This window comes from Streptomyces sp. NPDC086519, from assembly GCF_040686075.1.
In the GTDB taxonomy this organism is placed as follows: domain Bacteria; phylum Actinomycetota; class Actinomycetes; order Streptomycetales; family Streptomycetaceae; genus Streptomyces; species Streptomyces shenzhenensis.
In genome coordinates, this window is record NZ_JBFBJL010000002.1 from 367117 (window position 1) to 390361 (window position 23245).

General features: G+C 71.8%; 21 protein-coding genes and 3 tRNA genes. 14 read left to right on the top strand and 10 right to left on the bottom strand.

The window, feature by feature from the left end; translation table 11 throughout:
* Nucleotides 1–40 precede the first annotated feature (40 nt).
* The 4 genes from AB0P24_RS03880 (at nt 41) to AB0P24_RS03895 (ending at nt 2791) form a co-directional block, all read left to right on the top strand.
* The gene (locus AB0P24_RS03880) at nt 41–1396 is read left to right on the top strand and encodes an AAA domain-containing protein (protein ID WP_365790574.1); all 1356 of its coding nucleotides are present in this window, start codon (nt 41–43) and stop codon (nt 1394–1396) included.
* Between the two features lie 254 nt (nt 1397–1650).
* The gene (locus AB0P24_RS03885; RefSeq protein ID WP_181806901.1) at nt 1651–2013 is read left to right on the top strand and encodes a hypothetical protein; all 363 of its coding nucleotides are present in this window, start codon (nt 1651–1653) and stop codon (nt 2011–2013) included.
* Between the two features lie 105 nt (nt 2014–2118).
* Nucleotides 2119–2727: a bifunctional DNA primase/polymerase gene (locus tag AB0P24_RS03890; protein ID WP_365790575.1), complete on the top strand. Its 609-nt coding sequence runs from the start codon at nt 2119–2121 to the stop codon at nt 2725–2727.
* A tRNA-Lys gene (locus tag AB0P24_RS03895) sits at nt 2718–2791 on the top strand. The genes AB0P24_RS03890 and AB0P24_RS03895 overlap by 10 nt, the downstream gene beginning before the upstream one ends.
* 73 nt (nt 2792–2864) lie before the next feature.
* Here AB0P24_RS03895 and AB0P24_RS03900 read toward each other — a convergent pair.
* Entirely contained in the window at nt 2865–4079 is a 1215-nt protein-coding gene (locus AB0P24_RS03900; protein WP_365790677.1) for a M6 family metalloprotease domain-containing protein, read from the bottom strand.
* Between the two features lie 374 nt (nt 4080–4453).
* On the opposite strand from AB0P24_RS03900, the gene AB0P24_RS03905 reads away from it, so the two are divergent.
* Nucleotides 4454–6307, top strand: a complete 1854-nt coding sequence (locus AB0P24_RS03905; protein ID WP_365790576.1) for an EAL domain-containing protein — start codon at nt 4454–4456, stop codon at nt 6305–6307.
* Here the strand turns inward: AB0P24_RS03905 and AB0P24_RS03910 are convergent.
* The 3 genes from AB0P24_RS03910 to AB0P24_RS03920 form a co-directional block, all read right to left on the bottom strand.
* Entirely contained in the window at nt 6277–7374 is a 1098-nt protein-coding gene (locus AB0P24_RS03910) for an LLM class flavin-dependent oxidoreductase (RefSeq protein ID WP_365790577.1), read from the bottom strand. The genes AB0P24_RS03905 and AB0P24_RS03910 overlap by 31 nt on opposite strands.
* A 401-nt stretch (nt 7375–7775) precedes the next feature.
* Entirely contained in the window at nt 7776–8507 is a 732-nt protein-coding gene (locus AB0P24_RS03915; protein WP_365790578.1) for a decarboxylase, read from the bottom strand.
* On the bottom strand, nt 8504–9304 hold the full coding sequence (locus AB0P24_RS03920) for an aspartate/glutamate racemase family protein (RefSeq protein ID WP_365790579.1): 801 nt from the start codon (nt 9302–9304) through the stop codon (nt 8504–8506). Before AB0P24_RS03920 ends, AB0P24_RS03915 begins: the two co-directional genes overlap by 4 nt.
* A gap of 160 nt (nt 9305–9464) precedes the next feature.
* Here AB0P24_RS03920 and AB0P24_RS03925 point away from each other — a divergent pair, with 160 nt between their 5' ends.
* Nucleotides 9465–10418 carry a D-2-hydroxyacid dehydrogenase gene (locus AB0P24_RS03925; protein ID WP_365790580.1) on the top strand — a complete coding sequence of 318 codons (954 nt, stop codon included), beginning with the start codon at nt 9465–9467 and terminating at the stop codon, nt 10416–10418.
* A gap of 17 nt (nt 10419–10435) precedes the next feature.
* Nucleotides 10436–11842 (top strand): amidase, encoded by a 1407-nt coding sequence (locus AB0P24_RS03930; RefSeq protein ID WP_365790581.1) that lies wholly within the window; start codon nt 10436–10438, stop codon nt 11840–11842.
* A gap of 310 nt (nt 11843–12152) precedes the next feature.
* Here the strand turns inward: AB0P24_RS03930 and AB0P24_RS03935 are convergent, their stop codons facing one another.
* Entirely contained in the window at nt 12153–12647 is a 495-nt protein-coding gene (locus AB0P24_RS03935) for a DUF3830 family protein (protein WP_365790582.1), read from the bottom strand.
* 47 nt (nt 12648–12694) lie between these two features.
* Here AB0P24_RS03935 and ehuB point away from each other — a divergent pair, with 47 nt between their 5' ends.
* From ehuB to AB0P24_RS03965, 6 genes are all read left to right on the top strand, one after another.
* On the top strand, nt 12695–13633 hold the full coding sequence (ehuB, locus tag AB0P24_RS03940; RefSeq protein WP_365790583.1) for an ectoine/hydroxyectoine ABC transporter substrate-binding protein EhuB: 939 nt from the start codon (nt 12695–12697) through the stop codon (nt 13631–13633).
* On the top strand, nt 13630–14346 hold the full coding sequence (gene ehuC / locus AB0P24_RS03945) for an ectoine/hydroxyectoine ABC transporter permease subunit EhuC (RefSeq protein ID WP_365790584.1): 717 nt from the start codon (nt 13630–13632) through the stop codon (nt 14344–14346). Before ehuB ends, ehuC begins: the two co-directional genes overlap by 4 nt.
* A complete protein-coding gene (gene ehuD, locus AB0P24_RS03950) occupies nt 14343–14993 on the top strand; it encodes an ectoine/hydroxyectoine ABC transporter permease subunit EhuD (protein WP_365790585.1) in 651 nt (216 codons plus the stop codon). Before ehuC ends, ehuD begins: the two co-directional genes overlap by 4 nt.
* On the top strand, nt 14983–15765 hold the full coding sequence (ehuA, locus tag AB0P24_RS03955; protein ID WP_365790586.1) for an ectoine/hydroxyectoine ABC transporter ATP-binding protein EhuA: 783 nt from the start codon (nt 14983–14985) through the stop codon (nt 15763–15765). Before ehuD ends, ehuA begins: the two co-directional genes overlap by 11 nt.
* A gap of 269 nt (nt 15766–16034) precedes the next feature.
* On the top strand, nt 16035–16793 hold the full coding sequence (locus tag AB0P24_RS03960) for an IclR family transcriptional regulator C-terminal domain-containing protein (RefSeq protein ID WP_365790587.1): 759 nt from the start codon (nt 16035–16037) through the stop codon (nt 16791–16793).
* Between the two features lie 110 nt (nt 16794–16903).
* Nucleotides 16904–16977 (top strand) — tRNA-Lys (locus AB0P24_RS03965).
* 70 nt (nt 16978–17047) lie between these two features.
* On the opposite strand, the gene AB0P24_RS03970 is transcribed toward AB0P24_RS03965, so the two are convergent.
* From AB0P24_RS03970 to AB0P24_RS03990, 5 genes are all read right to left on the bottom strand, one after another.
* Entirely contained in the window at nt 17048–18655 is a 1608-nt protein-coding gene (locus AB0P24_RS03970) for a long-chain-fatty-acid--CoA ligase (protein ID WP_365790588.1), read from the bottom strand.
* Between the two features lie 140 nt (nt 18656–18795).
* Entirely contained in the window at nt 18796–19269 is a 474-nt protein-coding gene (locus tag AB0P24_RS03975; RefSeq protein WP_365790589.1) for a DUF3592 domain-containing protein, read from the bottom strand.
* Between the two features lie 129 nt (nt 19270–19398).
* Complete coding sequence (locus tag AB0P24_RS03980) at nt 19399–20004, bottom strand: lytic polysaccharide monooxygenase (protein ID WP_365790590.1); 606 nt, start codon at nt 20002–20004, stop codon at nt 19399–19401.
* Between the two features lie 131 nt (nt 20005–20135).
* Entirely contained in the window at nt 20136–21266 is a 1131-nt protein-coding gene (locus tag AB0P24_RS03985) for an SPFH domain-containing protein (protein WP_365790591.1), read from the bottom strand.
* Between the two features lie 57 nt (nt 21267–21323).
* A complete protein-coding gene (locus AB0P24_RS03990; protein ID WP_365790592.1) occupies nt 21324–22625 on the bottom strand; it encodes a peptidoglycan-binding protein in 1302 nt (433 codons plus the stop codon).
* 186 nt (nt 22626–22811) lie between these two features.
* Here AB0P24_RS03990 and AB0P24_RS03995 point away from each other — a divergent pair.
* Nucleotides 22812–22885 (top strand) — tRNA-Lys (locus AB0P24_RS03995).
* Nucleotides 22886–23245 lie beyond the last annotated feature (360 nt).

Sequence of the window (23245 nt, forward strand, 5' to 3'; positions counted from 1 at the left end):
TCTCGCTCAGCACACCAGAAGACTACCGAATGTCACCTGAATGGCACAGAACGTGATCGGCCACGCGCAAGAAATCGATCCCGCGACGGCCGCCGCGCAGGCCACCGCCGCGATCCTCCACGACACCCTGCACGGCACCGACCGGGGCGTGGTCGTGGACTCCCCGCCGGGGGCCGGCAAGTCCACGCTCGTAGTCCGAGCCGCGCTCGAACTCGCCGACGCCGGACGCCCGTTGATGATCGTCGCGCAGACCAACGCGCAGGTGGACGACCTCGTGCTGCGGCTCGCCGAGAAGAACCCGGAGCTGCCCGTCGGCCGCCTCCACAGCAGTGACGCCGACCCGTACGACAAGGCGCTGGACGACCTGCCGAGCGTCCGCAAGTCGGCGAAGGCGGCCGACCTCGGCCAGACACAGGTCGTGCTGTCCACCGCCGCGAAGTGGGCGCACGTCAAGGTGGACCAGCCCTGGCGGCACGCGATCGTCGACGAGGCGTACCAGATGCGCTCGGACTCGCTGCTCGCCGTGGCCGGCCTGTTCGAACGGGCGCTGTTCGTGGGCGACCCCGGCCAGCTGGACCCGTTCGCGATCGTGGGCAGCGAACAGTGGGCGGGCCTGTCGTACGACCCCTCGGCCTCCGCCGTCTCCACCCTTCTCGCCCACAACCCGGGCCTTCCCCAGCACCGCCTCCCGGTCTCCTGGCGTCTGCCGGCCTCCGCGGCCCCGCTCGTGTCCGGCGCGTTCTACCCGTACACCCCGTTCCGCAGCGGCACCGGCCACGGCGACCGCCGCCTCACCTTCGCCGTCCCCTCCGACGGCTCGGGACCCGACCGGGTGATCGACGAGGCGGCGGAGTCCGGCTGGGGCCTGCTGGAGCTGCCCGCCCGGCACACCCCGCGCACCGACCCGGAGGCGGTGCGGGCGGTGGCGGCGGTGGTACGACGCCTGCTCGACCGGGGCGGCGCGGCGCTGTCCGAGCGCTCCCCCGACCCCGCGCCGCTCACCGCCGACCGGATCGCCGTCGGCACCGCCCACCGCGACCAGGCGGCGGCCGTCCGCGCGGCCCTGGCGGAGCTGGGCGCGGCGGATGTCACCGTCGACACGGCGAATCGCCTCCAGGGCCGTGAGTACGACGTGACGGTCGTCCTCCATCCGCTCTCCGGCCGCCCGGACGCCACCGCCTTCCACCTGGAGACGGGCCGCCTGTGCGTCCTCGCCTCCCGCCACCGCCACGCCTGCATCATGATCTGCCGCGCCGGCGTGACCGACCTGCTGGACGACTACCCGTCGACAGAACCGGTCCAGCTGGGCACCCTCGTGAAATTCCCGGACGGCTGGGAGGCGAACCACGCGGTACTGGCCCACCTGGCCGAACACCGAGTACCCCACCGCCCCTGACACCCCCACCCGCCGGACGGAGTCCGGCACGCCGCCGGAGGCGGCCATCGACCACAGCCCGGACGGCTGGGAGGCGAACCACGCGATACTGGCCCACCTGGCCGAACACCGAGTACCCCACCGCCCCTGACACCCGCCGGCGGCGGCCGAGCACAGAGTGAGCCGGCGGCCTTGGGGGCCCCTTGCGCGGGCGCGGGAGAATGGACGGTGGTCATCGGACCGCAGTCATCGACACCGTATGAGGAGGACCAGACATGGCGGAGCCCACGCCGCGTCGGAACGAACCGCGGCTACGCCCCGCGCCCCTGCTCTTCGAGCCCGTGGAAGCGGTCGCCGACCCCGAGCACTTCTTCGGCCTGGAGTCGATCGACGACCCCGGGGCGCTGCTGGCCCGTGCCACGGAGCTGACCCAGGCGTTCCGGGTGGCCACCGACCGGGCGGTGGAGTTCCAGGCCATGGCCGCCGCCCAGCTCGCCGACCCGCGCCGCTTCGACCGGCTGACCCCGGCCGACATCGCCGAGCGGGCCGAGTGGACCGAGGACTACGCGAAGAAGATGGTCGAGTTCGGCCGGGATCTGCTGAGGGGGCGGGAAGGGCAGGGGCCCGAGCAGATCTAGCGGTTGGCATATGCCGGGCGGGCAAGATACGCCCTTCCGCTCCGTCCCGCCCGGGTTTTCCGCAACCGACGGCGAGCGGGTGTTCACGAGGGGTATCACATCCCTATGAGCCGCATACCGTACGAGACCTTCCCCGGCGACCTCGGCGACCTCGGCGACGCGGCCGGGGTCACCTCCGACGGAGCCGCCTGGCTGGCCTCCGCAGGAACGTATCCGCGGAGCACGCTCGCCTTCTGGGAGGAGCGGCCGGACGCCCCGGTCGTCCTGCCCTGCGGAATGACCTTCGACGTGGTGAGCGCCCCGGCGCTCTTCGGCCGCCACATGCTGGACCGGCTGTGGGACGAGGGGCCGGGGTCCGGGCCGGTCGCGGTGTTCCGGGGCCGGATGCTCCTGTTCGCCGCCCCCGGCACCGCCGCCCGGCTGCCGTCGCTGCTGGGCTGGGAGGAATGGGGCGGCCGCGGCCAGGCCGTACCGCCGCTGCTGTGCCACGGCACCGGCGACGCGGTGACCGTCCCGGCGCCGCACGCCGACCCCTCCCCCGCCTCGGCCGACGCCCGCTGGCTGGTCGCCCCGGACACCCGGCAGCCATGGCTCCCCGGCCCGGAGATCCTGCTCTGGGCGGCGGTCCGCGCGGCCCGCTCGACCGTGCGCATATCGATTTTTCCTCCCGCCGATCAGGGTGCTAAGGTCTACGACGTCAGCAGGCGCCGCTAGCTCAGTTGGTTAGAGCAGCTGACTCTTAATCAGCGGGTCCGGGGTTCGAGTCCCTGGCGGCGCACGCGAAGTAGGCGAGAGGCCAAGCTCCTGTGAGCTTGGCCTCTCGCCTTGTGGTCAACGGGTCCCGCGCGGGTTCAGTCCGGTTGCGCCGGCGTGATCTTCACGTTCCAGCCACCGGACGCCGTCCGCCCCTCCACCGCCACCCGCACACCGTCCCCCGGCACGGTGAAGCTCTCGCCGAGGGCGACCGGGGCGTCGGCCAGCGGCGGGTAGACCGAGTTCTCCCAGCAGGCCTCGGTGTGCGGATGGGCGTCGATCACCTCGACGGGGCCGCCGCCGGAGGCCGTCTCGTCGCGGACCCGGTAGACGAGGATGCCCTGCCGGCAGGCCCCGCTGTCGTTGCCGGACGCGCCGCGCGCCTCGAAGGCCAGCACGGTGTCGGGCCCGGTCCGCACCAACGCCAGCTTGGTGCCGTCGCCGAGCCCGAAGGCCGGGGCGCCCGCCGCCCCCTGTACCGGCACCCCCGGCCCGGCGGACAGCGGCTCCAGCGTCAGCCGGGCCGGCGCGGTCCCCCGGACGCACACCACCTGGCGCGGATCCAGCCATCCCAGCTTCCACTTGTGCCAGGCGAAGAGATCCGGGGAGAGCCCGAACTGGCTGCCCATCAGGTCCCAGTCGCCGACGTACGTGTCCCAGTCGCCCTTGCCGTCCGCCGGGCGGTGGTAGAGGTCGGGGAGGTCGAAGACATGCCCGGTCTCATGGGCGAGAACCAGCCGGTCCGGCGGGTGCTTCTCGAAGACGGTGACGACCCGGCGGAGGTCGGTGCCGTCGACGTGCACCGGGGTGTCGAGGTTGACCACCTTCGTGGCGTCGGAGTCGACACCGGGCGCGTCCGGGTCGGCCACGAGGTAGACGATGTCGTAGTGCGAGAAGTCGACCTCGGGATCGGCCGCCGCGAACGCGTCCCGCAGGTAGGCGGCCCGCAGCGGGACACTCCAGTCGCGCCTTATGCCGTACGCGACCGAGGGCCGGGGCATCCGCAGCCAGTGGGTGAGCGGGTGCGGGCGGACGGTGAACTTCCCGTAGGAGGCCTGCTCGTAGTACCGGCTGGTGGCCGGGAAGTGGTCGGCGGTGAGCTCCGCGGGCGTGGTCCGCGGGGTGGCGTCCGGGAAGGAGAGGAACACCATCACGGCCGACAGCGGGTGGGTGGGGCGGGTGTAGTCGACGTTCCAGGTGTCCACGCCCTCGGAGTGGTGCGCGTCGGTGCGGTGCAGGGCACAGGGAGCCGTGGAGAACGGCTCGGCGGCGGACGGTCCGGTCAGGATCGTCGTTGCGACGAGCGCCGACATCGTGGTGAACACGGCGGCGGAGCTGCGCAGCAGGAGACGCGGCACGGAAGGACCTCCGGAGGCGGTTCTCGGGACACCGCCCCCAGCCTGTGCGAGTTTGTCACCTTATGACCTGTTTATCTGCACCAGAAGGGTGAGGAACACCCTGCTCACATCAGACAGACCCGAACGGCCGACACCCTGAGTCACTCACGGAACGTCACAAGCCGGCCGGTGGCCCCCAAGAACCCGTCCAGGTGCGGGCAGAAACGATCTGTCAGAACCGCCGGTTCATCAGGGACACTGGACAGTGGCTGGAAGGCCCTCGGGCCAGCATCTATGATCGGCACACTTTCCTGCACGGACAGAGATCGAGTGCACTGCGGGAGCGAGCGGTGAGCGGAACGTCCGAAGGGCCGACGCCCGCGGCAGACCTCGACCGGTCCGCCGTCACAGAGAGTGACAATATCTACCGGAAGTCGTACCAGAAGACAGACGACGAGACAGAACCACAGACATACGCGTACGCCTTCGCGGCCGCGGCGCTGCCCATGGCTGTGGTCGACCGCGACGGGCTCGTGACCACCGCCAACGAGGCGTTCGCCACGCTGATCGGCGCCGACCGGGCCGGGCTGCCCGGGCGGATCGCCGCCGACCTGATGGACCTGGCCTCCGACGCCCGTACCTGGCACGCCTACCGCGAGGTCCTGCGCGGCCGGCAGGCGAAGCTGCGCTGCACCCGGCGGCTGAAGCACCCCGACGGGCACTCGGTGTGGGTCCAGGTCTCCATCGCCCCGCTGGCCAAGGACGCGCCGGGGGTGCTGATCTCGGTCTGCGACATCAGTGCCCGCCGCGAACTCCAGGCCCGGCTGCGGCACTTGCAGATGCACGACCCGGTGACCCGGCTGCCCAACCGCACCCTGTTCTTCGAGCGGCTGTCGGCCGCGCTGGAGGCGGAGTCGTACGAGCAGAGCGGCACCGGCCGGATCGGCCTGTGCTACCTGGACCTCGACGGATTCAAGGCGGTCAACGACACCCTCGGCCACCGGGTCGGCGACCGCCTGCTGGCCGCCGTCGCCGAACGGCTGACCCGGGTGGCCGACGAGGCCGGCTTCGCGCGGGCCGGCGCGCCGCTGGTGGCCCGGCTCGGCGGGGACGAGTTCGCCCTGCTGGTCGAGGACTCGACGGGCACCGAGCAGCTGGCCGATCTGGCCGAGTCGGTGCTGGCCGCCCTCCAGGCGCCGTTCGACCTGGCCGGCCAGCGGCTGTCGCTGTCCGCCTCGATCGGGGTGGTCGAGCGGCACGCCGCCGGCACCACGGCCAACGGCCTGATGCAGGCCGCCGACACGACCCTCTACTGGGCGAAGGCCGACGGCAGGTCCCGCTGGACGCTCTTCGATCCGGAGCGCAACGCCCACCTGGTGACCCGGCAGGCGCTCTCCTCCACGCTCCGCCCGGCCATCGAACGCGGCGAGTTCGTGCTCGAATACCAGCCACTGGTGGGCATGGAGGACGGCCGGCTCAGCGGTGTCGAGGCCCTGGTCCGCTGGCACCATCCGCAGTTCGGCACGCTGGCGCCGAATCGGTTCATCGGACTGGCCGAGGAGGACGGCTCGATCGTCCCGCTGGGCCGCTGGGCCCTGACCACCGCCTGTCGCCAGGCCCGCCGCTGGCAGCTGGACCACCCCGGCGAGCCGCCGATCTTCGTCAGTGTGAACGTCGCCGTGCGCCAGGTGTGGGACTCCGACCTGGTCGCGGACGTCGCGGAGACCCTGGCCGAGACCGGACTGGCCCCGCACCTGCTCCAACTGGAGCTGACGGAGTCGGCGGTCATGGGCTCGGCGGGCCGCCCCCTCCAGGCCCTCCAGGCCCTCAGCGACATGGGCGTCCGCATCGCCATCGACGACTTCGGCACCGGCTACTCGAACCTCGCCTACCTCAGCCGGCTCCCCGTCTCCGTCCTCAAGCTGGACGGCTCCTTCGTCCGGGGCTTCCAGTACGACGACCCGGGCGACCGCCCGAACCCGGCCGACGAGGTCGTGGTGGAGGCGATGATCCAGCTGGCCCACCGCCTGGGCCTCACCGTCACCGCGGAGTGCGTCGAGACCTCGGCGCAGGCCTCCCGCCTGCGGCACATCGGCTGCGACACCGGCCAGGGGTGGCTCTACTCCCGGCCGGTGACGGCGGATCGTATCTCCGAACTGCTGGACACCCGGACCTACGCGGACACCCCGGTCGGCAAACCGTAGGCGTCGGCGACCAGTTCGTAGGAGCGCAGGCGCAGTTCGCCGCGGTGCGCGTGCGTGGTGAGCATCAGCTCGTCGGCGCCGGTGCGCTTGTGGAGGTCGTCGAGACCGGCGCGGACCTCGTCGGCGGTGCCGTGCACGATGTTGGACGTCCAGGAGTGCACGAACTCCTCCTCCATCGGGGAGAACTCGTGCCCCTCGACGTCGTCGGGGTCCGGGAACAGCCCCGGCCGGCCGGTGCGCAGCCGCAGCATGTTCACCGCGCCGGCCCGCACCTGCCGCCGGGCCTCACGCTCCTCGTCCACGGCGAGGACGGAGACACCGATGAGGGCGTAGGGCTCGTCGAGCACGGCGGACGGGCTGAAGGACTCCCGGTACAGGTCGAGGGCCGGGATGGTGTTCTGCGCGGAGAAGTGGTGCGCGAAGGCGAACGGCAGCCCGAGCATGCCGGCGAGCCGGGCGCTGAAGCCGGAGGAGCCGAGCAGCCAGATCGGCGGCCGGTGCGGCGACTGCACCCCGCCGGGGGTCGTGCTCTGGACCGGCCCCGGGATGGCGTGGATCCTCCGGTACGGATGCCCGTCCGGGAAGTCGTCGTCGAGGAACCGGGTCAGCTCGGCGAGCTGCTGCGGGAAGTCGTCGGCGCCCTCGTTGAGGGTCTGGGTGCGGCGCAGGGCGGCGGCGGTGGCCCCGTCGGTCCCCGGCGCCCGCCCGAGCCCCAGGTCGACCCGGCCCGGCGCCAGCGCCTCCAGTGTGCCGAACTGCTCCGCGATCACCAGCGGGGCGTGGTTGGGCAGCATGACCCCGCCCGAGCCCAGCCGGATCCGCTCGGTGTGGGCGGCGAGGTGGGCGAGGATCACGGCGGGCGAGGAGGAGGCCACGCCGGGCATCGAGTGGTGCTCGGCCACCCAGTACCGGTGGAAGCCGCGCGCCTCGGTGAGCCGCGCGAGCGAGGCGCTGGTGCGCAGGGCGTCGGTGGCGGTGCTGCCGGTGCCGACGGTCACCAGGTCCAGTACGGAGAGGGGGACGGGGGCGGTCCCGTGCGTGATGCCCCGGATCTCGTCTGCCGACACGGTGAGAGCCTCCTGAATTACGGCCGTGAGCTGTCCTGAAGGGCGATAACAGGAGGAGGTCTCCGTTTATTCCGTGCGGGTGCGGGTGCGGTCGGGGCTGGGGGCGGGGTTTCACTTACCGGCGCTTGCAGGGTGCCGCTGCGCCCACCCGTGCCGCCCCAGCGGCACGACTGCCCGCAGCTGGGTGACTGACGTGGCGGCGCGGCGGAGCGGGGCTGGGTGACCGACGCGCCTGCCCGCAGCCGGGGCCGCTGGCACCACTGCCCACGCGCTGGACCGCCGGCGCGGCGGAGCGGGGCTGGGGGTTTTCTCGGTTTCTTCGTCCCTACCGAGTCGGGTGGTGGGTGGGCGAAGGTTTTCGGGGGGTCCGGGGGGCGGAGCCCCCTGGTACGGCGGCCGGGTCAGGCCTGCACAAGGGGCTCGCGGGTGAACAGCGTGCCCAGTTCCGGGGCGTTCACCCGGCGGTCGGCCAGGCGGAGGCCCTCCCACACGGTCACCTGGTTCGCCGTGAGCACCGGCTTCGACAGCGCCTTCTCCAGGAGGGACACGTGCGCCGCCGTGTGCAGTGCCGTGTCGGGAAGGAGCACCGCCTCCGCCGCCCCGGTGTCGGCCGCCCGCGCCAGGGTCAGGATCTCCTCCTCCCCCCACGTCGCCACCTCCGCCGCCGTGACGACCCCCGAGGACCGCACGCCGGTCACCTCCAGGCCCCCGGCCCGCAGGAAGTCGGCGAAGAGGGACGCCACGTCGTCGGGATAGGTCGCGCCGACCGCCACCCGCCGCACCCCGAGCTCCCGCGCCGCGTGCACGAAGCCGAAGGACGTGGACGACGCCGGCAGCCCCGCCGCCCTGGCGAGCGCGCGGACCTGCCGCTGGGCGCCCTCCCAGCCGTACACGAAGCTCCCGCTGGTGCACGCCCACACCACCGCGTCCGCGCCCGCGAGCCGCAGCTCGGCCACCCCGGCAGCCAGCCGTTCGTCGGTCCCCATCTCGCGCAACGCGTCCACCCGGTGCGCGTCCTCGCCGATGTCGGTGTGGACGACGTCCACCCGGACGTCGCTGCCGAGGAGCTGCTCGATACGGGGGTAGTCGTCCTCCGCGGAGTGCCCCGGATAGAGGAGCCCGAGCGCTGTCATGTCCATCCTTCCTGCTGTTCTTCCGGCAACACGGGCCACTCGCGCGCCACCGCCGGTTCGTCCGCGTGGCGGATCAGCGCCTGATAGGGGCCCACCGCTCGGGTACCCAGCCTGCGCAGCGCCGCCCACATCGTGACCTGGTTGGCCGACAGCACCGGGATCCGCAGCTCGGCCTCCAGCTGGGGGATGACGTCGTAGGTGGGGAGGTTGGTGCAGGAGATGAACAGGGCGTCGGCGGCGCCGGGCCGTACCGCCTGCCGGGCCATGGCCACCACGTCCCGGTACGGCACCTGCCAGATGCGCCGGGTCAGCCCCATGAACGCGCAGCCGGCCACGCGGATGCCCGCCTGCGCGACGTACTCCTCAAGGGCCCGGGTCACCGAGACGGTGTACGGCGTGACCAGCGCCAGCCGTCGTACGCCCAGCTCGGTCAGCGCGTCGAGCAGCGCGCCGGAGGTGGTCAGGGAGGGCACCGCGCCGGAGCGGGTCATCGCCTCGCACATCGCGCGCTCGCCCGCGATGCCGCCGACGAAGCTGCCGGAGGTGCAGGCGTAGGCGACGACCTCGGGCGCGACCGCGGTCAGCGCCCGTACCGCCTCGCCGAGGGTCTCGTGCTCGCTGACCAGCCGGGCGAGGTCCAGGCTGACCTCGACCGGCACGTACGGCGTCCTGGTCAGATGCAGCGACACGTCGTCCGGCACCCAGCGCCACAGCTCGCGGTCGAGCGCGAAGTCGAAGGGCGCCACGACACCGATGCCGCGCTGGGGCCGAGGTCCGCCCAGAAAGGAGACGTCCATGGGAAGTCACCGGCCTCACGCTGGAAGTCGAGGGGCAACGGTCGACGGATACGCCCGTGTTGACGAAGGTAGGTTCGGGTGCCAGCGTGGTCAATCCGTGCCTGTGAGACGTTTCGTCCGCCCATGTCAGACGCTGTCGGACACCGGGAGACCGCCCCGAATGACGCCGCCCGTGCCCACCCTGCTGGTCCTCGACGCCGACCCGCCCCCGCGGCTGGGCCGGCTCACCGGCCGCGCCCGGATCGTGCACACGGACGCGGCGGGCCTGGCGTCCCGGCTGCCGTCGGCCGACGTCCTCCTGGTCTGGGACTTCACCTCGCACGCCGTCCGCGAGGCCTGGCCGGGCGAGGGGCCGCGGCCGCGCTGGGTGCACACGGCGAGCGCGGGCGTCGACCATCTGATGTGCCCCGAGCTGGCCGCGTCCGACACGGTCGTCACCAACGCGCGCGGGGTCTTCGACACGCCCATCGCCGAGTACGTGGCCGCGCTGGTCCTCGCCATCGCCAAGGACCTGCCCCGGACCCTCGGTCTCCAGCGGGAGCGGACCTGGCTCCACCGCGAGGCGCGCCGGGTCGGCGGCACGCGCGCGTGCGTGGTCGGCACCGGACCGATCGGCCGGGCGATCGCCCGCACCCTCAAGGCGCTCGGCGTCACCACCGCCCTCGTCGGCCGGGTCCCGCGCACCGGTATCCACGGCCCCGACGACCTGGACCGGCTGATGTCCCGCGCCGACTGGGTGATCGCGGCCGCCCCGCTGACCGAGCAGACGTACGGCATGTTCGACGCGCGCCGCTTCGGCGTGATGCAGCCGTCGGCGTGCTTCATCAACGTCGGCCGGGGCCGGCTCGTCGACGAGGAGGCCCTGGTCCGCGCGCTGACCCGGCGCTGGATCGCCGCCGCGGCGCTGGACGTCCTGGCCACCGAGCCGTTGCCCGCCGACAGCCCGCTGTGGAGTGTGCCGGGCCTGATCATCTCCCCCCACATGAGCGGGGACACGGTCGGCTGGCGGGACGAACTGGGCAGCCAGTTCGTGGAGTTGTACGAGCGGTGGGCGGCGGGCAGATCCCTGCTGAACGTCGTCGACAAGAAGCGCGGTTACGTGCCCGGTCACTGACCTCCCGGGAGGGGCCCATGAAGCTCACCGACCTGACCGCCCGGCAGCTCCTCGACGGCTACCGCAAGGGGGAGTTCGGCCCCGTGGACGCGGTCCGGGCGGCCCTGGAACGGGCGGCGCGGATCCAGCCGGAGGTCAACGCCTTCGTCCGGCTCACGGAGGAGGAGGCCCTGGCGCGGGCGAGCGCGTCGCAGGAGCGGTGGCGGCGAGGGGAGCCGACGGGGCTGCTGGACGGCGTCCCGGTCACGGTCAAGGACATCCTCCTCATGCGCGGCCATCCGACCCTGCGCGGCTCGAAGACGATCTCGGTGGACGGGAGGTGGGACGAGGATGCCCCTTCCGTCGCCCGGCTGCGCGAGCACGGCGCGGTGTTCATCGGCAAGACGACCACCCCCGAGTACGGCTGGAAGGGCGTGACCGACTCCCCGCTCTCCGGGATCACCCGCAACCCGTACGACCCCTCCCGCACCGCCGGCGGCTCCAGCGGCGGCAGCGCGGCGGCCGTCGCCCTGGGCGCCGGGCCGCTGTCCCTGGGCACCGACGGTGGCGGCAGCGTGCGGATCCCGGCCGCGTTCTGCGGAATCTTCGGCCTGAAACCGACGTACGGCCGTGTCCCCCTCTACCCGGCGAGCGCCTTCGGCACGCTGTCCCACGTCGGCCCGATGACCCGGGACGCGGCCGACGCGGCGCTGATGCTGGACGTGATCGGGACCCCGGACGCCCGCGACTGGTCCGCCCTCGGCCCTGCCCCCGGCTCCTTCGTGGCGGGCCTGACCGGGGGTGTCCGCGGCCTCCGGGTGGCCTTCTCTCTGACGCTGGGGGGCCAGGTCGCGGTTGTTCCCGCCGTCGCGGCGGCGGTACGGCGGGCGGTGGCGGGGCTCGCGGAACTCGGGGCGTACGTCGAGGAGACCGACCCGGACTTCAGCGATCCGGTGGAGGCGTTCCACGCGCTGTGGTTCGCGGGCGCCGCCCGGGTGACGCAGCGCTTCTCCCCTGAGCAGCGGGAGTCACTCGACCCGGGGCTGCGGGAGATCTGCGGGATCGGCGCCCGCCTGTCCGCGCTGGACTACCTCGCCGCGGTGGACGTCCGGACGGACCTGGGCCGCCGGATGGGCCGCTTCCACGAGTCGTACGACCTCCTCGTCACGCCCACCCTGCCCATCACGGCGTTCGAGGCGGGTGTGGAGGTGCCGAGGGGTTCGGGTCACCGCCGCTGGACAGGCTGGACCCCCTTCACCTACCCCTTCAACCTGACCCAGCAGCCGGCCGCGACGGTCCCGGTCGGGACGGACGCCGACGGACTCCCGGCAGGCCTGCAGATCGTGGCCGCCCGCCACCACGACGACCTGGTCCTACGGGCGGCCCACGCCCTGTACGAGGCAGAGGTGGCCTCGGCACCGCCGAACAGCGCCGTGGCGGCTTAGCGCCGTCGCGGCGGAAAAGAAAAACCAGCAGCGCCGCAGGAGACGCGCGAACGGCACGACGCCCACGGCCGTTACGGCACCGCCGAACAACGCCAGGGCAGCTCAGCACCGTCGCAGCGGAAAAGAAAAAACCAGCAGCGCCACGGAGACGCGCGAACGGCACGACGCCCACGGCCGTTACGGCACCGCCGAACAACGCCAGGGCGGCTCAGCGCCGTCGCGGCGGGAAGAAAGGACCGGCGGTGCCATCGCAGAAAAACCGCCGGCACCGCCGGAGAAGAACGACAAGCACCGCACGAGAAGCGTGGGCTCACGTGGTCCGGAACGTCAGTCGCTCCCCCGCCGCGCCGTTGCGCCACAGGTCGTTGCAGGCCTCGGCCAGTTCCGGCAGCCCCTCCACCACCTGTCCCCACACGATCCCGGGCACCCAGCCCACGTCGCCGTTGAGGAGGAGGTTGTTGCGTTCGTAGAAGAGGGCCAGGTCGACCAGCGTGGTGCCGGGGCGTACCTCGCGGTCGTAGCCGTAGGCCTTGGTGGCCAACTCCGTGCCGGTGAAGGAGAAGTAGCACAGGTCGCCGGGGACGGGCGTGACCGTCGGGTTCTCCAGGGGCGGCTCCGTCGGCGCGAACGGCGGGAAAAGGGCGTAGATCTCGTTGCGGGCGTACTTCGCGTGGTAGACGTCGCCCGACAGGGGCAGGGCGTCCCAGACGGCGGCGCAGGTGAGGGGCGCGCGGTCGTCCAGGAGCCGGGCTTTGGCGGTGACACCGCGGCTGACCAGCGAGACTTCGATGAATCGTTCGGTCATGCCTTCCATGGTGCATAAGTCGATTGGGGTCGGGTAGCCGCGCCGCCATGGCTCCACCACACGGGAACGAATCAGACACATCCGGGTATGAATCCAGACACTCTCGGCGGGCGGTGCTCGCGGGTGCCGCCGCGGTCGGCGCCCTCGGCGCGCTCGGCGCCGCCGGTTGCACGCGCGTGGCCATCGCCGCCGCCACCGACGGCGGCGATCTGCTGCAACGGCTGCGCGCCCAGGGTGTCGTACGGCTCGGGATCGCCGGTGAGATTCCCTTCGGGTACATCGACAAAAACGGGCACCTGACCGGTGAGGCACCGGAGCTGGCGAAGGCGGTCTTCAAGCGGCTCGGGGTGGACCGGGTGCAGCCGGTGCCGACCGAGTTCGGTTCGCTGATTCCCGGGCTGAACTCGCAGCAGTTCGACGTCGTGGCCGCCGGGATGTACGTCAACCCGGAACGGTGCGCGCAGGTGATCTTCGCGGACCCGGACTACCAGATGCTCGACTCGTTCATCGTGCGGAAGGGGAACCCCAAGGGGCTGCACGACTACAAGGACGTCGTCGCGAAGAAGGCGACGTTCGCGACGGGGACGGGCTACGCGGAGATCCAGTACGCGGTCGAGGCCGGGTACAAGGAGAGCGACATCCTGATCGTTCCCGACCAGGTCGCCGGGCTGAACGCCGTGGAGGCGGGGCGGGTCGACGTCTTCGCCGGTACGGCGCTCACCACGCGTGCGGTCGTCAGGAAGTCGGCGAAGGCGGAGGCCACCAAGGCCTTCGCGCCGCTCGTGGGCGGGAAACCGCACGTGGACGGGGGCGCGTTCGCGTTCCGGTCGGCGGAGACGAAACTGCGGGACGCCTTCAACGTGGAGCTGCGCAAGCTGAAGAAGAGCGGCGAACTGTTCCGGATCCTGCGGCCGTTCGGCTTCACCGAGGCCGAGATGACCGACCTCACGGCGAAGGAGCTGTGCGGGGGAGGGAAGAGCGGATGACCCCGGGACTGTGGGACCTCGTGCTCAAGGGTGTCTGGACCACCATCCAACTGCTGCTGCTCAGCGGGCTGTTGATGACCGCCGTGGCCCTGGTGGTGGGTGTGGCGCGGACGCACCGGCTCTGGATCGTCCGGTTTCTCGCCGGTCTCTACACCGAGGTGTTCCGCGGCACCTCGGCGCTGGTGATGATCTTCTGGGTGTTCTTCGTGCTGCCGGTCGCCTTCGGCTGGCAGCTGGTGCCGATGTGGGCGGGCACCCTCGCGCTCGGGCTGACGTACGGCGCGTACGGCTCGGAGATCGTGCGCGGGGCGCTGGGCGCGGTCGACCCGGCGCAGAAGGAGGGCGGGATCGCGCTCAGCTTCACCCCCTGGCAGCGGCTGCGGCTGATCCTGCTGCCGCAGGCGGTGCCGGAGATGATCCCCTCCTACTGCAACCTGCTCGTGGAGTTGCTCAAGGGCACCGCCCTGGTGTCCATCACCGGCATGGGCGACCTGGCGTTCAGCGGGAACCTGGTGCGGCTGGCGTTGCAGGAGAGCGCGCACATCTACACGTATCTGCTCCTCGTCTACTTCGTGATCGCGTTCGTCATCACCCGGCTGATGCGCGGTCTGGAGAAGCGGCTGCGGGCCGGGATCGGCAAGGAGCCGGGCGACGAGCACGCCGCCCGGACCCGCAAGCGCAGGGAGACGACCGGGGTGGGTGGTGTCGCGTGAGGTGGGACTGGAGTGCCGTACGCGAGTTCATGCCGCACTTCTGGGACGGCCTGCTGGTCACCCTCCAGGCACTGGTCCTCGGCTCGCTGATCTCGTTCTCGCTGGGGCTGGTGTGGGCACTGCTGATACGGACGCCCACCCGGTGGGTGCGCTGGCCGGTCGGGGTGGTGACCGAGTTCGTGCGCAACACCCCGCTGCTGGTGCAGCTGTTCTTCCTCTTCTACGTGCTGCCCGAGTGGGGACTGACGTTCTCCGCGCTGACCACCGGGGTCTTCGCGATCGGCCTGCACTACTCGACGTACACCATGCAGGTCTACCGGGCCGGCATCGAGGCGGTGCCGGCGGGGCAGTGGGAGGCCGCGACGGCGCTGAGTCTCCCGGCGCGGCGGACCTGGTTCGCGGTCATCCTGCCGCAGGCGGTGCGCCGGGTGGTGCCGCCGCTCGGCAACTACGTGATCTCGATGCTCAAGGACACGCCGATCCTGATGTCGATCACCGTGCTGGAGATGCTGGGCCAGGCCCGGCTCTTCTCCCAGCAGCACTTCCAGTTCACCGAGCCGGTGACGGTGATCGGCGTCGCCTTCATCGTCATCTCCTACCTCGCCTCCCTCCTCCTGCGCACCCTGGAGCGTCGCCTTGTCCGTTGACACCAGCAAGCAGCCGAGTACCACCGACACCGCGGCCACCGAACTGATCCGCCTGGAGGGGGTGACCAAGCGGTTCGGGGGCAACACCGTCCTCGACGGGCTCGACCTCGCCGTGCAGACGGGCCGGCACGTCACCCTGATCGGCCCCTCCGGCTCCGGCAAGACCACGATCCTGCGGCTGCTGATGACCCTGGCGAAGCCGGACGCGGGCACCATCACCGTCGACGGACAGCGGCTCTTCCCGGCGTCGGAGAAGGAGCGGCGGGAGGTCCGCAAGCAGATCGGGATGGTGTTCCAGCAGTTCAACCTGTTCCCGAACATGACCGTGCTGCGCAACATCACCGAGGCCCCGGTGACCGTGCTCGGCCTGCCGAAGGACGAGGCGGAGGCGCGCGCCCGGGACCTGCTCGACCTGGTGGGCCTCGCCGACAAGTGCGACGCCAGGCCGACCCAGCTCTCCGGCGGCCAGCAGCAGCGGGTCGCGATCGCGCGGGCGCTGGCCATGCGGCCGAAGGTGCTGCTCCTGGACGAGGTGACCTCGGCGCTCGACCCGGAGCTGGTCGCGGGCGTCCTCGACGTGCTCAGGGACATCGCCCGCTCCACCGACATCACCATGCTCTGCGTGACCCACGAGATGAACTTCGCCCGGGACATCTCCGACCAGGTCCTGATGTTCGACGCGGGCCGGGTCATCGAGGCGGGTCCGCCGGAGCGGATCTTCAGCGAGCCCGAGCACGAGCGGACCCGGGAGTTCCTGGGGGCGGTGCTGTAGATATTTCCACCGCCGGGCCGTAAAAGTTTCCCCGCGCCGCGCCCTTGCGTACAGGAAGTGAACGCTCGATCACCCGAGGTCCGAAGGGCGGGTCATTCCGGTGGCATATGCCGGAGGGTCTTCGTCGCAGTTGGGAGGGCCGGGAATCTCGCCAACACCCCCTCCGTTTCGGGTTCTTGCCCGTTATCGTGGAGAGGATCCGCGGTCCGGATCGCGGCCCAAGCAGTGCTCTCACAGCAGTACCGCCGAGCGAGCGCAGGGGGACCACCGTGGCGCTGATGCACGAGCCGACCGCCCCGTACCACTCCGCCCAGGACGCCCTGCGCGTCCTGGAGACGGTGGCAGGGCACGCCACCGGCGTCACCGACACCGAACTGGCCCGCCGCACCGGCCTGGAGCCCGAGCGGCTGACCGCGCTGCTGCGCATGCTGCGCCGCGAGGGCTACGTCGAGCAGGTCGCCGACGGCGCGTACGTGACCGGTGAGACCCTGCGCCGGCTCGGCTCCGCGCACGAGCGGGAGCAGGCCCTGGGCGAACAGCTCCAGCAGACCCTCGACCGGCTGCGCGACTCGGTCGGCGCCGCCGTCTATCTCAGCCGGTACGTCGACGGCGAGGTGAAGATCGGCCAGTACGCGGCCGGCCCGGCCACCCCCGCGGTCAACGAGTGGGTGGACTTCCGCTCCTCCGCGCACGCCACCGCGATCGGCAAGAGCCTGCTCACCCAGCTCGACCACAACGCCCGCCGCGACCACCTCTCCCGGCACAAGATGGCCCGCCTGACCTCGCGCACCATCACCAGCGACAAGCTGCTGCTCTCCCGCCTGGAGGCACAGCCGCCGACGGTCCCCGTCCTGGACCTCCAGGAGTACGCCATCGGCACGGTGTGCGCGGCGGTCCCGATCACCGCCGGCTCGGCCGTGGGCTGCCTGGCCCTCTCCCTGCCGGTCGAGCACGCGCACCGGCTCCGCCAGGCCGCCGACGCCCTGAACCGCAGCGCGGCCCCGGTGCTGCTGTCCCTCGCCATCTAGGACAGGCCCCGGCGGTGGTCGGAAGCACCCCGCCGGACCGGGTATTATTTTCTTCGTCGCCAGCCGCGAGAAGCAGTCGAAAGATCATTCCCACGGTCGGCGAGAGTCATGCGCCGCTAGCTCAGTTGGTTAGAGCAGCTGACTCTTAATCAGCGGGTCCGGGGTTCGAGTCCCTGGCGGCGCACCTGTGATGACCTGGGGTTCTCCACCCCAGGTCATTTTTTTGCGAGCCGTGCGCGCCCTGCCTGGGCGGGTCACCGCCCAGCCCGCCACGCCTCGGCGTCCTCCTTGGTCAGCCTGCGGTACGTCCGCTCCCCCGGCGGCCGCCACCACACCGGGTCGGCACACCACACCCCCTCCCGCCGCAGGGCCGCCCGCTGGATCTTGTTGGTCGCCGTCACCGGCATCCGCTCGACCACCCGCACGAACCGGGGCGCCATCTTCGTCCCCAGATCCGGCTGGGCCAGCAGGAACTCGGCGAATTCCAGCGGCTCGAACCGCCCGGCGACGGTCGCCATCACCTGGTCCCCGGTCACCGGATCCGGCACCCCGTACACGGCGACGGCGTCCGCGCCCTCGTACCGGGCCACGATGTTCTCGATCATCGCGGCGGCCAGGTTCTCCCCGTCGACCCGGATCCGGTCGTCAGTACGCCCCGCGAAATACAGATAGCCCGCCCCGTCCCGGTAGAAGAGATCCCCGGTCCAGTACCACCCTCCCCTGCGCCGCTCGGCCTCCGCCTGCGGGTTCCGCCAGTACCCCTCGAACGGATTCGGCGCCCGGTTCACCAGCTCCCCGATGGCCTGCTCCCCGTTGAGCAGCCGCCCCCCGGAGTCGAAGACGGCGGGCGGGCACTCCTGCCCCGACTCCTGATCGAGTACGACAAGCCCCGGCCCCGCCCGTCCCACCGCCCCGTCCGGCGTCCCCGGCGACCACTGGATCGCCGCCCCGCCCTCCGAGGACCCGTACCCCTCGACCAGCCGCACTCCGAACCGCTCCGCGAAGGCCGCCGCGTCCACGGTCCCGGCCTCCGTCCCGAACCCGAGCCGCAGCGGGTTGTCCCGGTCGTCGGGGCGCGGCTCGGTGGCGAGTATGTACTGCACGGCCCGGCCGACGTAGGTGAAGTAGGTGGCCCGGTAGCGCCGCACGTCGCTCAGGAACCCGGAGGCCGAGAACCGCCGCCGTAACGCCGTCCCGGCCCCCGCCACCAGCGCGGGCGCCCAGTCGGCGATCACGGCGTTGCCGTGGAACATCGGCATGCAGATGTAGTGCACGTCATCATCGCCGGTCCCGAACTGCCCGGCGAGCGAACGCCCGGCCGCCGCGAGCCGCCCCTGGGAGCAGAGCGCGGCCTTCGGAGCCCCGGTGGAACCGGAGGTGAAGTAGAGCAGGATCCGGTCGGCGGGCGTGGCCCGGGAGGCGTCCGGGAATGCGCCGAGGTAAGGGGCGAGGAGGGCGCCGTACTCCGGTTCGTCGGTGACGAGGATCCGGACGCCGGGCAGTTCGAGTCCGGCGAGAAGGGGCAGCTGAGCCCGCTCGGTGACCAGCACCGGACACTCGCTGTGCAGGATGTCCCGCGCCAGTTCGGCGCCCCGGCGGGTCGGATTGACCCCGGCCACGGCGGCCCGGGCGAGCGCGGCGGCCCCGAGCCAGAGCGGGAACTCCGGGGTGTTGTCGAGCAGGACCCCGATGTGGGGCACGGCGCCGTCAGGCAGCAGATCGCCGAACAGCGCCGCCCGGGCCGCGGCACCGGCGGCCACCTCGTGGTGCGTCAGCACCTGCTCCTCGAACCACAGCCCGGGCCGATGGTCACCCCACCGCGCGGCCACTGCTTCAGCGATCGTGCGCCTGTCGGAGTCCATGAGGAAGCAGCGTAACTGACACATCGTCAGATGTGCAGCGCCCCGTCAGGGGCGCGGGGCTGTACCTGTATGCGGCTCCGCCGCGGGGGCGCGACCAGCCCCACCGGCCCGCGCCGCCCCACCCCCCCCGTTCGCGGCACTCACGGGGCGAAACCGTCCGCCGTCGAGAAGATGAAATGCGCCGTGCCCATGAAAACCAGCGCGAACACGATGAACACCACGAAGAACGCCACCATGCACCCCGTCCCCACGGCCAGCCTCCCCTGCGCCGGCGGCTGTGCCGTGGCCTTCTCCGGGTGCTCCGGCAGGTAGTGCACCGTGACGAAGTCACCCTCGACGACGGTGGACCGCCCGTTCCTCTCGTCGATGCGGACGGTACGTCCCTCGGCCGTCGTGAACTCGTACACATGGTGCAGCGTGGTCGTCACGGCCGTGTCCCCGCCACCGCCGCTGGTCGTGGTGTACGACCGCAGACAGCGGGCCTCGGCGGTACGCCCGTGACGCCACGCCCGGCTGATCTCGCTCGACCGCCGGAGCGTCCCGACCACCCCGAGGACACCGACGATGACGAAGATGCCGGGAATGATGTAGAAGAACGCCTCCATCAGGCCCATGAGAGTCCCCCGTTTCCGAACACCGGTCCGACTGACCGGCGTGCCGGGAACGTACCCCCGCGGCCCGCGGCGGGTCCTCAAGCGAAGCTCAGATCACATCGGTGTTACCCGGTCGTCGAACGACCCGGGTCAGAACGTGACGTCCGAACAGGCGTAGAACGCGTTGCCCGTGTCGGCGATCGTCCAGACCGCCAGGATCACGTGGTGACCGCTCAGCCCCGTCGGCAGGGTGCCGCTGTGGCTGAGGGTGGCCGGCGGACGCTGGCCGTTGTAGGGGACGGTGAGGAACGGCGTGGTGTCGAGGTCCGAACGGGCGAGGGCGTGGTTCTGGTTCCAGCCCTGCTTGGTGACGTAGTACTCGAAGTCGGTCGTGGCGTGCATCGCGGTGAACTGCCAGCGGAACGTGTACGTCTGACCGCCCGTCACCTTCGTCGTCGGCCAGGCGCCGCCCGACGGCGTGGTCGGCGAGCTGAGCTGGGCGAACCTGCTCAGCCCGCCGTTGCAGATCTGGCCGTCGGCGGGTCCGGCCGCCGGGAAGCCCTTGGGGCCCTCGACGCTCTGCGGCTCGTACTGGATGTCGCCGCAGTTCGTCACCGTGCCGACCGCGCAGAGCTTCTGCCTGCTGATGGGGAGGTCGGTGTAGCCGTGCCCGCTGGCGCCGCCGGTGGAGAGCGCGAAGGCTCCGGCGGTCGCCGCGCCGAGCACGACGGCCGACACCTTGGTCCGTTTACGCATGCTGCCGCTCCTGGAGAACGTGGGGGATGTTCACTGAGCCGTGCAGGTCTAGACCAAGTCCCAGATTATTGCCAGCACTTGAGCATGTCCATACCAAAAAGGGTGTCCATACCTTTCCCGGCCTCCCGGCCTCACGGCACCGAGGTGTTGTGTCCCGAACAGAACGCCACCGTCAGGTCCCGCACCAGCACCTTGCGCTCGTAGTCGTCGAGGTCGACGAGCCCGCGCGTGGTCAGCCGGGTCACCGTGTCCTCGACCGAGTCCACGACCGAGGTGAGCATGGTGGCCCGCTGCTGCGCGTCGAGCGCCGCGATCCGGCGGCGGTGCATGGCCGGGGCGACCTCCGGGGCGTACTCCACCCGGACCGGCTGCACGGAGAACACCTCCAGGCCGATGCCCGCCGCGTCCGCCGTGACCAGCCGGGTCAGCGCGTCCCTCGCCATCTCCACCGAGCTCCGGGCCGTGCCCGGCGGCTCCACCGGCACCCGTGCCAGCGCGGCCTCCACGCACTCGCGCAGATACGTCTCGTGGTCCTCGACGCCGAGCGCCGCCCGCGCGGTGTCCCGCACCCGCCACACCACCAGGACGACGACCCTGAGCGCGACCCCGTTGCCGTCCGCCGCCGGCATCTCCTGGCTGCGCCAGTGCCGCAGCCGCACGTCGACCCGGCGGCGCAGCACCAGCGGGTTGACCCAGAGCAGGCCGGTGCGCCGTACCGTCCCCCGGTAGCGGCCGAACATGCCGAGCACCCAGGCCCTTCCGGTCGTCCCGCGCGCGAGCCCGGCGAAGCCGGTCAGGCCGAGCGCGCCGGCACCGGCGTACGCGGCCCACTGCGCCGGGCCGAGCCCCGCGCCCCCGGACGCCGGCAGGCGCAGCGCGTGCGCCGCGAGCGCCGGCAGCAGCCCCGCCCACCAGGAGGTGGCAAGCCCCCCGGCCACTCCGCCGAGCCCGGCGCACACGCCGGCCGCACCGGGCAGCACCCGGGCCGGGCGCTCCACCAGGTCGGGGTCGACGGCGGCGGCCGGCCGGGGCTTGGCCGGGAAGGGGCGGCGCAGCCGGGGCTGCTCGCCGGTGCCCTGACGGCGGCCGACCACGGCGGGGCGCAGCGGCACCGACACCGGATCCGGGTCGTCGCGGAACAGCAGATGGACGGGGATCTCGGTGGTGACCTCGTTCTGGATCAGCCGGGGAGCCGGACGGGTGGGCGGCCCGCCGTCCGGGGGGCCGTCCGACTCAGGGGTGTGTGCGGTGGTCGTACTCATGCCTGCCTCCAGCCTCCGCGCCAGATGCTTCGGGTGGTCCTCAGGGAGTCGGGGTCGTCACGGGAACAGGCGGCGCCAGGTCTCCGGCCCCGGGTAGCCGTCGGCGGCGCCGCCGCGCCAGCCCTGGGCGCGCTGGAACGCCTCGACGGCCCTGCGGTCCGCCTCGCCCCAGGCGGGATGCGGACCGTCGGGGTAGAAACGGCCGTAGCCCTTCTTGATCAGCTGCCTGCCGAGCTGGGTGATGTGGTCGTTGGCGGTGCCCGGGCGGAAGAAGTTCTTGCCGGGGTAGCCCGGCACCCCGTGCGAGGCGGGGGCGGGCGGGGCCGTGGTGGCGGGCTTGATGCTCTTGCCCTTGCCGGTGGCGAGGAGTTCCCAGGTGCGCGGCCCCGGCAGGCCGTCGGCGGCGGCGCCGGTCCAGCCCTGGGCCCGCTGGAAGGCCTGGGTGGCCCGCTGGTCGGAGGGGCCCCAGACCGGCCCCGGACCCTTGCCGTAGTGGCTGCCGGCGCCCCGGGCGACCAGCAGCTGCCCCAGGAGGGTGACGTACTTGTTGTCGGCGCCCGGCCCGAAGTAGGCCGCCCCCGGGAACGGCACCGACGTCCTCCCGGCCGGGGCGCCCGACGCGCCCGGGTCCGCGATCAGGCCCTTGTAGCGGTAGGGGACGTACTTGGCGGAGTTGGCCCAGTAGGCGTAGGGCGTGGACTGGCGGTGGACGTGCGGGGGTGTCTGCTCGTAGGCCGTGTAGGAGGTGCGCGTGTAGTCCGTCCAGCCGCCGAAGATCACGACGTGGGAGCCCTTCTCCGGGTTGTCCGGGTTGTGGAAGAGCAGGATGTCGCCGGGCTGGAGCTCCTCCTTGGTGATCCTCGTGCCGAACTGGTCGAGGCTCCCGGTCCACTCGTTGCCGGTCAGCCCCCAGGCCATGGAGACATAGCCGGAGCAGTCCTGCCGGTACCCGTCGGTCCAGTAGAGGGACATGCTGTACGGCACCGAGGCGGCGACCCAGGTCTTGGCCCGGTTGATGATCTGCGTGCGGGTGATGGGGGGTGTGGTGACCGGGCCCGGCACGGGTGTGCCGGCCGGTCCGTGCAGGGGGGACTTGGTGCCCTGCGGGGTCTCGGGCTCGGGGTCCGCGGGGGCGGCGGACCGGTGCGGGGCGGACGGGGTGCCGTGGGCGGCGGCGGTCGGGGCGCTCGCGGCGAGGGCGGCGGACGCGGCGGCGGCCACGACCAGGACGCTCCGGGCGGCCGGGTGCCCGCCGAAGCGGCCCGGCAGCGGGGCGGGACCGACCCGCCGCCAGTGGACGCAGCCGGGGCATTCGCAGGTGTCCGCGGGGTCGAATTCCTCGAATACCGGGGCCGGCATGCGATTCCCCTCACACTTCGGGCGGATATATCCGGAACTGTGCACGTTGATGAGTTTCCCAATCGTGGTCCCGGTGCGCATGCTGACGGTCCGAATGATGTACGGCAGGGGGCGGACGGAGGTCGCCCTGGTGGCCGATGGTCAGGAGCACGGTTCCCGGTCGGGTACAGTTCTCGGTGTCAGCAGGCGCCGCTAGCTCAGTTGGTTAGAGCAGCTGACTCTTAATCAGCGGGTCCGGGGTTCGAGTCCCTGGCGGCGCACCGACACCCAGAAGGCCCTCCGCGCAGCGGGGGGCCTTCTGGCGTACATCCCGTCGGTGACACGAGGCCACTTCGACACCCTCTTCCGTCTCTTGCCCCCTTATGTCAACAACCGACACGAGCGATCCACACAATCCCCACACGCTCCATAATGAACACGTATGTCCGGTAAACACCGCGTTTCGCTCTTGCGATCATGCTGAGCACCGTAGAACCCTGGATGTCCAAAGTGCCGGTGTTTCGCGGCACTTGGGGGGTAGATAGCCGGTTGCCAGATCTGCGGGGTGAGGGGCCCCGGCCATGAACCGGTGCCGAGGGGGGCACCTTGCAACCGGACGGTCACGGTCCGTGTCCCTTTCC